The sequence below is a fragment of the Clostridium sp. LS genome (genome assembly GCF_002760435.1).
Taxonomy (GTDB): domain Bacteria; phylum Bacillota; class Clostridia; order Clostridiales; family Clostridiaceae; genus Clostridium.
In genome coordinates this window covers 50707-64598 of sequence record NZ_AUUU01000054.1, presented here as the reverse complement: position 1 = coordinate 64598, position 13892 = coordinate 50707, and the positions used below count along the sequence as shown (strand labels likewise).

The window sequence follows — 13892 nt, the reverse complement described above, 5'->3', positions numbered from 1 at the left end:
GTAACAGGAATAACATTAAGTCAGACGAGCTTAAGCCTATCAAAAGGCAATACAGCAACTTTAACAGCAACATTGTCTCCAAGTAATGCAAGTAATACTGCAGTAACATGGAGCAGTAGCAAGACTAGTGTTGTAACAGTAAGCAGCAGTGGAAAAATAACAGCAAAAAAAGTTGGAACAGCAACTATAACGTGTAAAGCAAAAGATGGAAGTGGTGAAAAAGCAACTTGCAAAGTTACTGTAAAATAAACATAGATGATTTTATAGAGTAGTAAAAGCTACTCTATTTTCATAAATAAAATTGTAAGTAGAGTATGCTAATTTAGTCTAATAGGGCTAAAGATATTAAGTTGAATCTACCTATATTGAATAGTCAATTGTAGAAAAGACAATAAATTAAAATATTGCATTTTTAAACTATGCAATATTTTAATTTGTTATTGTTTGGAAAATTAATAATATAGAGCATTTTTGTTACTTTGATATTAATAATTAAACGTTTGAGTTGTAAAAGTTGAGCTGAATTATATGGTGTTAATCATTGATATTATCTAAACTTACAGTGGTTACATCGAGTCTATCTTCTCCTGTTTTAACAGTTACAATTCTAAGTATATTAGATATACCTGTAATTTCTCCTTTAACTTTACTGCCATAAATATCAATTCCACTAATTTCTTTACCTACGTTTATATCCATACTTTACTCCTTTGCAAGTATCCAAATTTAAAATTTATGTATATATTTTGTTTCAAATAATTAGTTTTAGTCGCAAATATTTTATTTACAGAAAAAATATTTTTGATTTATATTTATGAAATTAACTTTGGATTAGAAATTCTAAATAGTTTCTCTTCGAAAGTTGTATAATTTACCAACAGAAAAATTAGTATATTTAATTTATTAATGTATACAATAATAATCGAAAGAGGTGGTTCTCATGGACAATGATTTTAACAATAATATTTTAGGATTACTCCGAAAATAACTTTAAAATCCCCATAAGCACACTTGTTTCGAAACAGACCAGGGTTTAAGAATAAGCCCTGGTTTTATTTTTCTTAGAATTATAATACTAATCATATTCGAAATTTTTCAACTTATATAAGAGGGAAAAATATAAAAAATGATTAAATTTTCTGAAAATTCAATATTAATAAAAAGGAATTTATTAAACTTTGTTGAATTAATCATAATAATCAATAATTATTTTTTAGGAGGGATTATAAATGAGCAACAATTTTAAGTTAAACGAGTTGGTAAATATAACTGAAGTAAATGAATCTGTAAGTGCGATAATTTATGCTCTAGATAATTTATTAATTCTTAAAAATAATTCAAAGTGTACATCATGTAAAATTTTTTTTCAAGTTGATTACAATATAGAAAGGCTAAAATTATTAGTAGAACAATTGGAGTGTTTGTTAAATGAACAAGCTTTAAATGAAAATATAACGAACCCACTAGTTTATACAAATAATTCATTTTATGATTTTTACAATTAAAATTAATTAATTTATTGAAAATGTTTATTTATTATTAGATGATCTTTTTATGTTAATTTTGTAGAGAATAAAGGATATTATTACTTTTTGTAGAATTATAATATATGAAATGTCAAAAAAGGGATATTAAATATTTTATAAGAGGTGAGATTATGGGAAAAGATAATGAATTAAAAAAGGATGCAAAAGAAAAAGCAAAGGATTCAAAAAAGAAAACATCTAAAAAGAAAAAGAACGATTCTGATATCACAACCATAAATCAAGAGAAAAAAATTACCTTAAAAGATTTACTACAGAGAGTGGAAAGTTTAGAGAAGGAAATTGAAGAATTAAAGAGTAAATAAAAACGAGAGGATTACCATAAAGTTGGTAGTCCTTTTATAATTAATATTAAAATAAAATACGAAATCACTTCACATTTTAGATTTTTATAGTATAACTTACAAGTATGAGGGGTGATTTTATGAATATAGAAAAACTAAAAAATGATTTTATTGAAAAGAAAAATAAAGAAGAAGAAATTGAGAGAATAAAAAATTTAATAATACACCAATTTGATTTTTTAATAAATATTGATACTAAAATTATGGAAGAATGTGAAAGCAAGTGTTTAGATGCTAGTATAAATTTTAATAAGGAATTTGTTAGTTATTTTAATAAAAACGGATTTAAGGTTTTTGAAGGAAATCCAATTATAGCTGATTTCAATGGATTAGAAATATTATTGTTAAAGCTAGATAGTAAAAAAAACGAAGTAAGATATAGACTTACTATTGATAAGGAAAAAGAATTTTATATAAAATTAAGAATTGCAAATAGATTTTGGGATATAATATCTTGGAAATATGTAGTGGAAGGAGCACAGGATTTAATTGTAGATAAAAAAAATGGAATGGCAACTATACATAGTTGCGATGAAATTAAAAAACTAGAAAATATAAGCCGCTTCCTATCTTCTAAAAGAAAAGAACTTAACAATTTACTTAATGGGGTCAATCCTGATTTATTTAAATATGTTTATACAACATTTGTGGAAGATAGGGTGGGTTTTAATGAGAAGGAAGAATATGATACTTTTCAGGAACTTTTTGAATCGCTATGATTCTTTGGTATTAGGAACCTTAGAGATAGGGTTCTTTGTATACTCTTAATTTTGTAAAGTATTACAAAATTATATAAAAGCATAGATTTTTATTTATGTATGTATTAAAATGATTTTGTAAATATTGGTATAATTATTACTATTACATTTTAAGTAAATCAAAAAATAAGGGGAATAGAGGGATATCTTTATTACTCTTATTTTTATGAAAATATGTAGCATAGAATTCATTATAAAGATTATTAAAAAAGCAAGGACGTTAAGTTATATTAACCTAATAGGAGATTATTTTAAATTTACGTATAGGTTGCATTTGATATTTATTAAAAAAGAATAATAATATACTTTGTCATGTGTTTGCAAAAAAATATTGAACAGTTACGCAACGTAACTTAGAAAGAAGAGATGAAATATGAAAGAATTAAATTTTTTAGGTGCAGGAAGTGCTTTTAATACTAAATTAGGTAATACAAGCGCATTTATTAAACAAGATAATAGTTTACTTCTTATTGATTGTGGTGGAACTGTATTTCATAAACTACAAGAATCAAAGATACTTGATGGAATTAATAAAATATATGTTGTTATTACTCATACACATCCGGATCATGTGGGGAGTCTTGGTGACCTAATATTTTATTCTCACTACATTTTGAAAACAAATATAAATATTTTATTCCCCGAAGAAAAACTAATTAGAGACTTTCTAGCAAATATAGGGGTGAGTGAAGAAATGTATGCTATCAAGAGCTTGCGCAATATAAATATTACAGATGATAAATTGGGAGAGTTTTACATGGAATTTTTCCCTGCTTCTCATTCAGATTCTATCCCAGCATTCGGATTTACTTTAAATTTAGATGGAAAAATAATTTATTATAGCGGAGATAGTAATATAATAAGCAAAGAAATAATTAACAAATTAAAAAATGATGAAATATACAGAATTTATCAAGATACTTGTGGATTAGATTATGAAGGAAATGTTCATCTATCTTTAAGAAAACTTTGTGAGTTAGTCCCACATGAGTTTAGGAATAAAGTGTATTGTATGCATCTTGATAATAATATAACTGTTAGTGAAATTGAAAAAAATGGATGTTGCGTCGTTAAATGTATTTAATAATTTATATTGAATATTAAATAAATTTATTGACAAAGTTCGAGTATTTATGTTAACCTTTGTAAAGCATACTTTTAATTTAGTTCAGAGAAACTAAGAAGGGGGAACATAAGATGGTAAAAGAAGATATAAAAAATGAAAAAAATTTTGTAGATGTAGGTGATATGATACCTTTAAAGAGGGCAATTCCCTTAAGTATACAGCATTTATTTGCTATGTTTGGAGCCTCAGTTCTAGTACCTTTAATTTTTAAAATCGATCCTACAACTGTATTATTTTTTAATGGTATTGGTACATTATTATATGCATTTCTTACTAAAAAGAAAATTCCAGCATATTTAGGATCAAGTTTCGCTTTTATTTCACCAGTATTACTTTTGTATAGTCAAGGTTATGATTTTCAAACTATACAAGGTGGTTTTGTATTTGTAGGAATTGCATTTTCTATAATTGCAATTATTGTAGGTTATACTGGCATGGGATGGATAAATAAATTATTTCCACCTGCAGCTATGGGTTCAATAATTACAATCATAGGTTTGGAATTAGCTGGTAATGCTGCTGATCAAGCTGGTTTTCCAGTAGGCTTAAGTAATTCGCAAACTTTGAACACAACATGGGTAATTGTTTCAATGGTAACTCTAGCTACAGTGATTTTATCTAATATATTATTAAGAGGATTTTTAAAGGTTATACCTATTTTAATAGGAGTAGTAGTAGGATATATTACTGCATTTTATATGGGATTGATAGATTTTAGTACAGTTAGTAATGCAAGCTTCTTTGTTTTACCAAATGTAAAAGTCGCTCATTTTAATATAAATGCAATATTAACTATTTTACCAGCAACATTTGTTGTCATTGCTGAACATGTTGGTCATTTAAAAGTTACTAGCAGTATTGTAGGAAAAGATTTAGCAAAAGATCCGGGATTACATAGATCTTTACTTGGAGACGGATTATCAACTATAATTTCAGGGATGTTTGGTTCAGTTCCAACAACAACTTATGGTGAAAACATAGGGGTATTGGCATTAACTAAGGTATATAGTGTTTATGTAATTGCTGGAGCCGGGGTAATATCTGTGCTCTTGGGATTTTCAGGAAAGATTTCGGCTCTTATTAGCACAATTCCAACTCCAGTTATAGGGGGGATTAGTTTCTTATTATTTGGAACTATAGCAACTTCAGGTTTAAGAACTTTTATAGAAGAAAAAGTTGATTTTTCTAAATCTAGAAATCTGATATTAACATCAGTAATATTTATTGTTGGACTAAGTGGTATTAAGATGACGCTTGGTACAATAGAATTAAAAGGAATGGGATTAGCTACTGTTGTAGCTATGGCTATGAGTATATGCTTTATTATCTTTGATAAACTTGGAATAATGAACGAAAAAGAATAAGAATAAAATCGCACTCTATTAATTTAGAGTGCTTTTGTTTCCTCCTAAACTATAAATTTATCTTAATATTTTGTATTCTTGCTTAATTTTTTATTTTTAATAAATAATGAATAGGTAAGAAAAAAATGCAAAAACTATATTAAAATATAAATGCTAGGAGTGAAAAACATGAAAGTTAAATTTTATACGAAAATAGTAAACTATTTTATTATTTTTTCTTTATTTTTAACCAATATAGTCGGCGCAAGTATGCCAGATACATTCAAAATAATAACTGATAAACAACCATTGTATACTGTCCAATATGACGGTTATAATATTACAGCAAGAAAGCTTAGGATAGAGGGAAGTAATAATGTGACGTATTGCTTGGAGATAAACAGAAATTATCCAACAGGTCAAAACTTTTCAATAAGCGATGAAATTAATGAAAAGCTCAATAATATTCTTGCTGCAGGATATCCAAATAGATCTGTAACTGAGTTAAATTTAGATAATGAAAATGAAGCATATTTTGCTACACAAATTGCTATTTGGAGTTTAATTTCAGGTTATGATGTTACTATGATGAAAGGTGATAATCCTAAAATAATTGCAGCTATAAATAATATATATAATGATGGAATAAATGCAAAATACAATAACGTAATACAAAGCAAAATATATAAAACTAGTGACCCATCAATACAAGAGGTGGTAGTCATATCCGTTGACGATTTGATTAGCGAAGAAAAAGCTGAAACCAAGCAAGCTGAATATCCACCACAGGAGGGATAGTTCAAAGATATCTCTTAATTTATTATATAAATAAATGGCTAGATAAAAGAATATCTAGTCATTTTTTTGCTTTTATTGACATGAATAGATTTAAATGATACCCTTTTGTTATATTATTCCTAACGCGCTTTACTAAGGTGGTGAAAAAAGTGTTATTAAAGGATTACACTGAAAATCAAATTAAGAATTTAATAGATATTATAAAAGATTGTGTTCAAGAAAATGCATATACAATATCTTTAGATGAGAATAAGCTTGAAAATATTCAGTTCATTGAGGAATATAACATTAATGAAAATAAAAGAATTAACATTTTATATAATTTAGATTATACTAACTTTTGCTATGGGCTTCAGAATATGAAAGATGGAATAGAACGAAATAATTTATATGTTTTTTGCATACAAAAGGAATTATACAATATTGAAGATAAAAAAGAATTGGTGGATATATATTTAAAGTTTAATGTAATATGCAATGATTTAGGACAATATAGAACGTTAGTTTCAATGCATAAAAGAAATAAGCCTATTACATATCTTTTTAAATAAAGCGATTAGCTCCAATTTTGAGGAGGGATAATATTTTATGAGGCAGCTAGCATTTTGTGAATATTGTATGAATGAAAATGAATATATAATACATAAAAAAAGCAAATTGTCTATTTTAAATGGGGAAGAAATAAGCTATATTGCTAAAGAAGCTTTTTGCAATACATGTAACAATGAAATTTTTGTTTCAGATGTGTGTGACTATAATTTGAATAGCTTATATGATGAATATAGAAAATTACATAATATAATTAGTGTTGAGGCAATAAAATACATTATGTTTAAATATTCGATTAATGAAGAAGCGTTATCTTTATTATTAGGATGGAAAAGTAATGCTTTAAGAAGATATTTAGAGGGAGATATCCCGACAGTTTCTAATTCAGATATTCTAAATAAAATTTATGATAATGCAAATTACTACTCCATTATATTGCAGACCAATAAGGAAAGAATAAATATAATTGACTACAACAAGAGTAGACAAGCTGTTAAAAAGATTCTTGATAGTGTAGAAATTGAAGAAAAACTTGATAAAGTAATAAAATATATATTAATAAGATGTGAAGATCTTACATCTAGTGCTCTCCAAAAGCTACTATACTACGTGCAAGGTTTTTATTATATGTTTATGGATGATTTTATTTTTGCAGAAGATTGTGAAGCAACAGCTGATGGTCCAGTTTATAGAAGTGTAGCTGAAAGATATGAGAAATTTGGATATAAAAAAATTAATAGAGATATATTAGATAGTGAAAAGTTAAAGCTAGAAGATGCTGAAAGAAATATCGTTGAAAGTGTAATTAAATTCTATGGTTGTTATAGTGGGAAAATCCTAAAACAAATGACTCAGAATGAAGCACCATGGATATTATCTAGGACAAGAGATAAAAATGATGTGGAAGATGATAATATAAATGTAGTAATAGAAAAGAATTTAATTTCAGTATACTTTAAGGGAATCAAAGTTAAATATAATATAATGGATTTAATGGACATACAAAAATATTCAATTGATTTAATTAGTAAAATATCTATGTAAGAAAGAGGGAACATATGAAGACAACAGTATTACTTATTAGGCATGGTGAAACTGAGTGGAATACATTAGGGAAATTCCAAGGTTGTACAGATATAGCTTTATCTGATGAAGGTATTAAGCAAGCAAAACTGTTAAAAGACAGGCTGGATGGAAATTTCGATTATATATATTCAAGCCCACTTAGCAGAGCACTTGAAACATCAAAAATATTAGCAGAAGATAGTAATAAAGAGGTAATTGTAGCTCCAGAAATAAGAGAAATTAATTTTGGAGAATGGGAAGGCTTAACTATAAAAGAAATAAGTGAAAAATATCCAGAAATATTTAAGGCTTGGAGAACAGATAAAAGAGAAAGCTATATTTGTGGTGGAGATGCAAGTATCAAGAATGCAGCTAATAGGGCTAGTAAATGTATTTTGGATATTGTTTCTAAACATAAAGGAAAGAAAATTGTAATTGTTGCCCACGGTGGAATTATAAAAGCAGGTCTTATTGGAATATTTGAATGGGATATGACAATGTATCATAAAATAGCACTTGGAAATACTTGTATTAATTTAATTACTTTTAACGATGAACTAAAGCCAGCAATAGTTTCAATTAATGATACCAATCATTTAGAAGATAAAGCCAAAACTGTTTAGTGAAGAATATTATTTATATATATTTTTTCGAAAATCAGGAAGTGTAAGGGTTAATTCGCATTTAATGATTAGCCTATACACTTCCTTTGACTTTTTGTTAAAAGATGTAAGTATGAGAGTTTAGACTAATTGTGATAAGAGATTGAATTCTCGCTTTTAAAATATGCTATAATATTTAAGCAGCAAATTTATAGGAAAATAAATAGGGGGATATTATGTTAATTAGAGAAATACAAGAAAAGGATAATAAAGAGGTAGAGTTACTTATAAGAAGTTGTTTAATAGAATTTGGAGTAGATAAACCAGGATGTGCTTGGTCAGACCCTAACTTAGGGCGATTTTATCAAGTTTATCAAAACGAAAAATCAAAATATTGGGTTGTAGAACATAATAATAAAATTGTTGCAGGCTGTGGTATAGGACCTTTATATAGTACTACTAATATTTGTGAATTACAAAAAATGTATGCACTAAAGGTGGCAAGGGGGACTGGCATAGCTAAGGATTTATTAGATATTTCTTTGGGATTTGCAAAAAAGTATTATAAAAAGTGTTATCTAGAAACTTTTAATAATATGATTGGTGCCAATAAATTTTATCAAAAGCATGGATTTACACGCCTTGAAAAACCTATAATAGAAACTGAACATTATGCTTGTGATGCATGGTATATAAAAACATTATAAGAAAAAAAGAATTTTTAATGCTTTTGGGAAAAATAGTTTCTAAGATACAATGAGACCATAGTGAGGAGTAAATCCTTATTATGGTTTTTTATATTTGTAATTGAATAGCTGTATTGCATAGGTTATAATATAAAAAAATATGGACTTATGATATAATTTTGGAGATGAGAGAATTTTAACTAAGAAATGTAAGCGTATAAGTATTGAGAATATAATGTGCTTTTGGAGGAGAAAAATATGGAATATACTGATTTACACGACAAAATACAATTTCATAGATTTCAAAATGAAATACAACAGTATAATAATAAACGTTTTTATAATCAATCTACGACAATAATCTCTGAAGCTATAAAGTGTTTTAGTGATCATCCAGGGTTGCATTATCTTCTAGCATTAACTTATTATAATTGTAAGGAATATTTAAAAGCAACAGAATGCTTAAAAACAGCTATATATTATGATGAAAATAATGATAAATATTTAGGACTTATTGGATGTTGTTTTTTTCAAATAAACGATTTTGAAAGTGCCTATAATTTTTCAAAAAAAGCCTATGAATTAGATCACTATAATTTAGATGCAATAATAACTCTTGGGAAGATAGAATTTTATAGAAATAATTATGATGAAGCGTTACAATACGCTACTTTAGCAGTAAGTGTCGATGATAAGAATTTTAAGGCCATTAGACTATTAAGTAAATGCTATATTGCTAAGGGGGAAGATGAGAGTAAGATTTTAGAGGTTTTAAAAAAGGCTCGGGCATTAGGAAATGATGACGATCTTGATTTTGATATAATTAAGTTTTTATATATAAATGATGATTATTTTGAATGCTTAAAAGAATGTAAAAGGAGTATAGTTGAAAACGCTGATTCATATATTGCTCAAAAAGCAGCGAAGTATGTTTCAAAGATATATGAAAAAGTAATGCTTAGTAAAGCTAGAATGGGTCAAGAGCTAGAACTCAGAGATGAGATGGACAACTCTGATGAATTAGACTCAAGTGAAGAATTTCAAATTAATGAAAGTAAAGTTAAATCCTCAATAGATGATATTATGGATATGGGGCTGAAGAATGAAGATCTGGGAAAAACGAGAAAAGAAGATCTAGAAAAAGGCATTGAAAATCACGCGGCATTAAGTGATAAAGACAGTATCCTGAAAGATAAAAAGATTATTCAAAAGAATAATTCAAATATAGAGAATTACAAAACTGACTATAATAGAGAATCTAATTCTCTTGAAGAGGCATTAAACAAACTTGAATCATTAATCGGATTAGAAAATGTAAAAACAGAAATAATGAGAATTGTACAACTTATTAAATATGAAAATAATAGAGCAAATGTATTAGGTATTGAAAAAAATATTAATCAAAGCTATCATTTTGCATTTCTAGGAAATCCGGGGACTGGTAAGACTACAGTTGCTAGATTAATTGGAGATATATTTTATTATTTAGGAATTTTAGAAAAGGGTCAATTAATAGAAGTCGATAGAAGTGCCATAGTTGGAAGGTTTATTGGAGAAACGTCAAAGCTTACTAAGAAGGCAATAGATAACGCTATGGGAGGAATTCTTTTTATTGATGAAGCTTATTCACTAGCGAAAGGAGGAGAAGGCAGCAACGATTATGGTGCAGAAGCTATAGAAGTTTTAATCAAAGCAATGGAAGATAATAGAGATAAATTCACTGTTATCTTAGCTGGATATACAAATGAAATGAAAAATTTGATGAAGTTAAATCCAGGATTAAAAAGCAGAATTAGCTTAGAAATTGAATTTGAAGACTATAAAGATTATGAGTTGGTTCAAATAGCTAAAAGTATAGCCGATGAAGATCATTATAAACTAGAGGAAGATGCTGAAAAAGCTTTTCTAGAGAAAATAAAGATAGAAAAGGTAGATGAAAACTTTGCTAATGCAAGAGCGGCAAGAAATATATTAGAAGCAGCTATAAGAGAAAAAGCCTTTAGAATTGGGGACAGTAAAGTCTCAAAAGAAGAATTAGTAACTTTAACTCCAGAGGATTTTGGGATAAATCTAGAGTTTAATGCTCGAGATAAAATGAAGGAATTACAAGAAGAGCTAGATAGTTTGGTTGGTCTTGAGGAAGTTAAGAATATTGTCAAAGGAATAATAAATGCTTTAGAACTTCAGCATAGGAAAAAGGAAATGGGGATTGAATGTGAAGATATTTCATTAAATATGATATTTACAGGAAATCCGGGTACTGGAAAAACCACTGTGGCACGAATTATTGGAAAGATATTGGAGGTTATTGGCGTACTAAAAAAAGGACATATGATTGAAGTTACGCGTTCAGATTTAGTTGGCCAATATGTTGGACAAACTGCACCTAAAACCTTAGGTAAAATAAAAGAGGCGTACGGTGGGATATTATTTATTGATGAAGCTTATAGTTTAAATGGAAGCAATGGAAATGATTTTGGAAAAGAAGCTATAGCGGCCTTAATTAAAGAAATGGAAGATAGCAGAGATAAGCTTGTAGTTATAATGGCAGGGTATACACAAGAAATGAAGGAATTAGTGGATTTAAACCCCGGCATGGAAAGCAGAGTGAAATTTACAATAGAATTTCAAGACTATAATGTAGATGAACTAATGGAGATATTTGAAGGATTATGCAGAAAAGAAAGCTATGTCCTTTCGAAAGATGCAAAAGATGAATTGAAAGTTATTTTTAAAACTCAATATGATAATAAAGATAAGAATTTTGGTAATGGAAGATTAGTAAGAAAATATTTTGAAAAGATAAAAATGAAACAAGCTGGAAGAATAATTAGGGAAGATATAAGAGATAAAGAAGAATTACTTAAGTTTATATTGGAAGATGTAAAGGAGTATTAGTTTAGATTGTATAAATTTTTATTATCATTGCATGAAAGATATTAAAATATCAATAATAAAGGCAAAGCTAATAGTTACATTCCATTGGTAAAAGATAAAGGTTATAGTGCGTTAATAAATTAACGCCTATAACTTTTTATTATGGCTGAAGATATTTAATTAATAAAATAAATTTTTATTGACAGAATAGACAGAATGGTCTATTGTTAAATCATAAAGTTGATAACATTGAAAAGGAGATGAACCAGTGGTTAAAACATCTAAAGGAGAACAGTCTAAAACTAAATTGATTGAATGTGCTGCAGAGTTATTTTTGCAAAAAGGATATAATGCTACTGGAATTAATGATATTCTGTCAGGAACAGGGTTACCAAAAGGGTCATTTTATTTTCATTTTGCAAGCAAAAAGGATTTGGCAATTAATGTTTCTGCCTACTTTGAGAAGAAAATTGGATTATGGATACTTCAAACTTCTAAAGAAAAAAAATGGACAGATTTTATAAATCAAATAGTTAATAAAATGATTGAGGAAGCAGAGAATAAAAAGCATTTTGGGTGTCCTTTTGCAGTATTAGGGTTGGAGATAGCTTTTTCTGAACCAGATATCTCAGAATATTATAATAAATCCATGAAAAAATTGATTGATATATTTGCTTCTGTTTTAAAATTTTCTGACGTTCCTGAAAATAAGATAGATATTTTAGCGAATAGAGCTTTTGCTATATATGAAGGGTATTTATTATATTACAGAATTAGCAAAGATGTTAATATTTTAAGAATGATGTTAAGAGATTTAATTGCAATTTATGAAGAAAGTAAAAGTAGTAAAAGAAATATTTAGCTTAGACGGCTAATATTTTTTAAAACAAAATAAACAAACTGGTCTATTATAAAATAAAAATATATTATTAGGAGGAATTATAATATGAAAGAGGTAGTTATAGTAAGTGCGGTTAGAACTGCAATAGGAGCATATGGAAGAACTTTGAAAGATATACCTGCTGTAGAATTAGGAGCAATAGTTATAAAGGAAGCGGTAAAAAGAGCAAATTTAAATCCAAGAGAAATTAATGAAGTCATTTTTGGAAATGTCCTTCAAGCTGGATTGGGACAAAATCCTGCAAGACAAGCAGCTGTTAAAGCTGGGTTACCAATAGAAATACCCGCTTTTACAATTAATAAAGTTTGTGGTTCAGGATTAAGATCTATAAGTTTAGCAGCTCAAATTATAAAGGCTGGTGATGCAGATGCTATTGTTGTTGGTGGAATGGAAAATATGTCAAGTGCGCCATTTCTAGTAAACAACGCTAGATGGGGACAAAGAATGGGGCATGGAGAATTAGTTGACGAAATGATAAAAGACGGATTGTGGGATGCTTTTAATGACTATCACATGGGAGTAACAGCAGAGAATATAGCTGAACAATGGAATATTACTAGGGAGGAGCAAGACGAATTTTCACTTTCATCTCAACATAAAGCTGAACAAGCTATAAAAAGCGGTCAATTCATAGATGAGATTGTCCCTGTTAAAATTAATACGAAAAAAGGAGAAATTGTTTTTGATACTGATGAATTTCCTAGGTTTGGCAATACAATAGAAGCATTGAGAAAACTTAAACCAATTTTTAAGGAAAATGGTACTGTAACAGCTGGAAATGCGTCTGGTCTTAATGATGGAGCAGCAGCATTAGTTATAATGAGTGCAGATAAAGCTAAGGAATTAGGGATTAAACCTCTAGCTAAGATAGTCTCTTATGGATCAGCGGGCTTGGATCCAGCTATTATGGGGTATGGTGCATTCTATGCAACTAAGGCTGCTTTAGATAAAATAAATTTAAAAGCCGAAGATTTAGATTTAATAGAAGCCAATGAAGCATATGCTTCACAAAGCTTAGCAATTACTAAAGACTTAAATCTAGATATGAATAAGGTTAATGTTAATGGTGGCGCTATTGCTCTTGGACACCCAATTGGAGCTTCTGGTGCTCGTATATTGGTTACTTTATTATATGCAATGGAAAAAAGGAGTGCTAAGAGGGGCCTTGCAACCTTATGTATAGGCGGCGGACAAGGTACAGCATTAATAGTTGAAAGAGTTCAATAATAATTTTAAACTATCAGTTTTGATTTTTATCTAACTGATAGTTTTTTTATATATTAAATATCACATAGTACA

General features: G+C 28.1%; 15 protein-coding genes. 14 read left to right on the top strand and 1 reads right to left on the bottom strand.

The window, feature by feature from the left end:
* On the top strand, nucleotides 1–249 hold a 249-nt coding region (locus COL3_RS14325; protein WP_143327541.1), incomplete at its 5' end, for an Ig-like domain-containing protein.
* A gap of 285 nt (nucleotides 250–534) precedes the next feature.
* Here the strand turns inward: COL3_RS14325 and COL3_RS28825 are convergent.
* Nucleotides 535–699, bottom strand: a complete 165-nt coding sequence (locus COL3_RS28825) for a hypothetical protein (protein ID WP_008417971.1) — start codon at nucleotides 697–699, stop codon at nucleotides 535–537.
* A 530-nt stretch (nucleotides 700–1229) separates the two neighbouring features.
* Between COL3_RS28825 and COL3_RS14320 the strand changes: the two genes are divergently transcribed.
* The 13 genes from COL3_RS14320 to COL3_RS14260 all read left to right on the top strand — a co-directional run bounded on the left by COL3_RS14320 (nucleotide 1230) and on the right by COL3_RS14260 (nucleotide 13820).
* Nucleotides 1230–1505 carry a hypothetical protein gene (locus COL3_RS14320; protein WP_008417972.1) on the top strand — a complete coding sequence of 92 codons (276 nt, stop codon included), beginning with the start codon at nucleotides 1230–1232 and terminating at the stop codon, nucleotides 1503–1505.
* Between the two features lie 152 nt (nucleotides 1506–1657).
* Nucleotides 1658–1849, top strand: coding sequence for a hypothetical protein (locus COL3_RS14315; protein WP_008417973.1), 192 nt, complete (start codon nucleotides 1658–1660; stop codon nucleotides 1847–1849).
* Nucleotides 1850–1968: 119 nt separating this feature from the next.
* Entirely contained in the window at nucleotides 1969–2607 is a 639-nt protein-coding gene (locus COL3_RS14310) for a hypothetical protein (protein ID WP_008417975.1), read from the top strand.
* Nucleotides 2608–3019: 412 nt separating this feature from the next.
* The gene (locus COL3_RS14305) at nucleotides 3020–3730 is read left to right on the top strand and encodes an MBL fold metallo-hydrolase (protein ID WP_008417976.1); all 711 of its coding nucleotides are present in this window, start codon (nucleotides 3020–3022) and stop codon (nucleotides 3728–3730) included.
* Nucleotides 3731–3843: 113 nt separating this feature from the next.
* Nucleotides 3844–5136: a uracil permease gene (gene uraA, locus COL3_RS14300; protein WP_008417979.1), complete on the top strand. Its 1293-nt coding sequence runs from the start codon at nucleotides 3844–3846 to the stop codon at nucleotides 5134–5136.
* 168 nt (nucleotides 5137–5304) lie between these two features.
* Entirely contained in the window at nucleotides 5305–5913 is a 609-nt protein-coding gene (locus COL3_RS14295; protein ID WP_008417981.1) for a thioester domain-containing protein, read from the top strand.
* Between the two features lie 149 nt (nucleotides 5914–6062).
* Nucleotides 6063–6464, top strand: a complete 402-nt coding sequence (locus COL3_RS14290) for a hypothetical protein (protein ID WP_008417982.1) — start codon at nucleotides 6063–6065, stop codon at nucleotides 6462–6464.
* 37 nt (nucleotides 6465–6501) lie between these two features.
* Nucleotides 6502–7506 carry a type II toxin-antitoxin system antitoxin SocA domain-containing protein gene (locus tag COL3_RS14285; protein ID WP_008417984.1) on the top strand — a complete coding sequence of 335 codons (1005 nt, stop codon included), beginning with the start codon at nucleotides 6502–6504 and terminating at the stop codon, nucleotides 7504–7506.
* Nucleotides 7507–7520: 14 nt separating this feature from the next.
* Nucleotides 7521–8150 (top strand): histidine phosphatase family protein, encoded by a 630-nt coding sequence (locus COL3_RS14280; RefSeq protein WP_008417986.1) that lies wholly within the window; start codon nucleotides 7521–7523, stop codon nucleotides 8148–8150.
* 215 nt (nucleotides 8151–8365) lie between these two features.
* Nucleotides 8366–8836, top strand: coding sequence for a GNAT family N-acetyltransferase (locus COL3_RS14275; RefSeq protein ID WP_008417992.1), 471 nt, complete (start codon nucleotides 8366–8368; stop codon nucleotides 8834–8836).
* A 237-nt stretch (nucleotides 8837–9073) separates the two neighbouring features.
* Nucleotides 9074–11713, top strand: coding sequence for an AAA family ATPase (locus COL3_RS14270; RefSeq protein ID WP_008417993.1), 2640 nt, complete (start codon nucleotides 9074–9076; stop codon nucleotides 11711–11713).
* 247 nt (nucleotides 11714–11960) lie between these two features.
* Complete coding sequence (locus COL3_RS14265; RefSeq protein ID WP_008417995.1) at nucleotides 11961–12554, top strand: TetR/AcrR family transcriptional regulator; 594 nt, start codon at nucleotides 11961–11963, stop codon at nucleotides 12552–12554.
* 84 nt (nucleotides 12555–12638) lie between these two features.
* Nucleotides 12639–13820: an acetyl-CoA C-acetyltransferase gene (locus COL3_RS14260; protein ID WP_008417997.1), complete on the top strand. Its 1182-nt coding sequence runs from the start codon at nucleotides 12639–12641 to the stop codon at nucleotides 13818–13820.
* The last annotated feature ends 72 nt before the right edge of the window (nucleotides 13821–13892 follow it).

Excerpts from the sequence above, each read along its gene's own strand:
- COL3_RS28825 (WP_008417971.1), bottom strand. The coding sequence starts at position 699 with ATGGATATAAACGTAGGTAAAGAAATTAGTGGAATTGATATTTATGGC.
- COL3_RS14320 (WP_008417972.1), top strand. The coding sequence starts at position 1,230 with ATGAGCAACAATTTTAAGTTAAACGAGTTGGTAAATATAACTGAAGTA.
- COL3_RS14315 (WP_008417973.1), top strand. The coding sequence starts at position 1,658 with ATGGGAAAAGATAATGAATTAAAAAAGGATGCAAAAGAAAAAGCAAAG.
- COL3_RS14310 (WP_008417975.1), top strand. The coding sequence starts at position 1,969 with ATGAATATAGAAAAACTAAAAAATGATTTTATTGAAAAGAAAAATAAA.
- COL3_RS14305 (WP_008417976.1), top strand. The coding sequence starts at position 3,020 with ATGAAAGAATTAAATTTTTTAGGTGCAGGAAGTGCTTTTAATACTAAA.
- uraA (WP_008417979.1), top strand. The coding sequence starts at position 3,844 with ATGGTAAAAGAAGATATAAAAAATGAAAAAAATTTTGTAGATGTAGGT.
- COL3_RS14295 (WP_008417981.1), top strand. The coding sequence starts at position 5,305 with ATGAAAGTTAAATTTTATACGAAAATAGTAAACTATTTTATTATTTTT.
- COL3_RS14285 (WP_008417984.1), top strand. The coding sequence starts at position 6,502 with ATGAGGCAGCTAGCATTTTGTGAATATTGTATGAATGAAAATGAATAT.
- COL3_RS14280 (WP_008417986.1), top strand. The coding sequence starts at position 7,521 with ATGAAGACAACAGTATTACTTATTAGGCATGGTGAAACTGAGTGGAAT.
- COL3_RS14275 (WP_008417992.1), top strand. The coding sequence starts at position 8,366 with ATGTTAATTAGAGAAATACAAGAAAAGGATAATAAAGAGGTAGAGTTA.
- COL3_RS14270 (WP_008417993.1), top strand. The coding sequence starts at position 9,074 with ATGGAATATACTGATTTACACGACAAAATACAATTTCATAGATTTCAA.
- COL3_RS14260 (WP_008417997.1), top strand. The coding sequence starts at position 12,639 with ATGAAAGAGGTAGTTATAGTAAGTGCGGTTAGAACTGCAATAGGAGCA.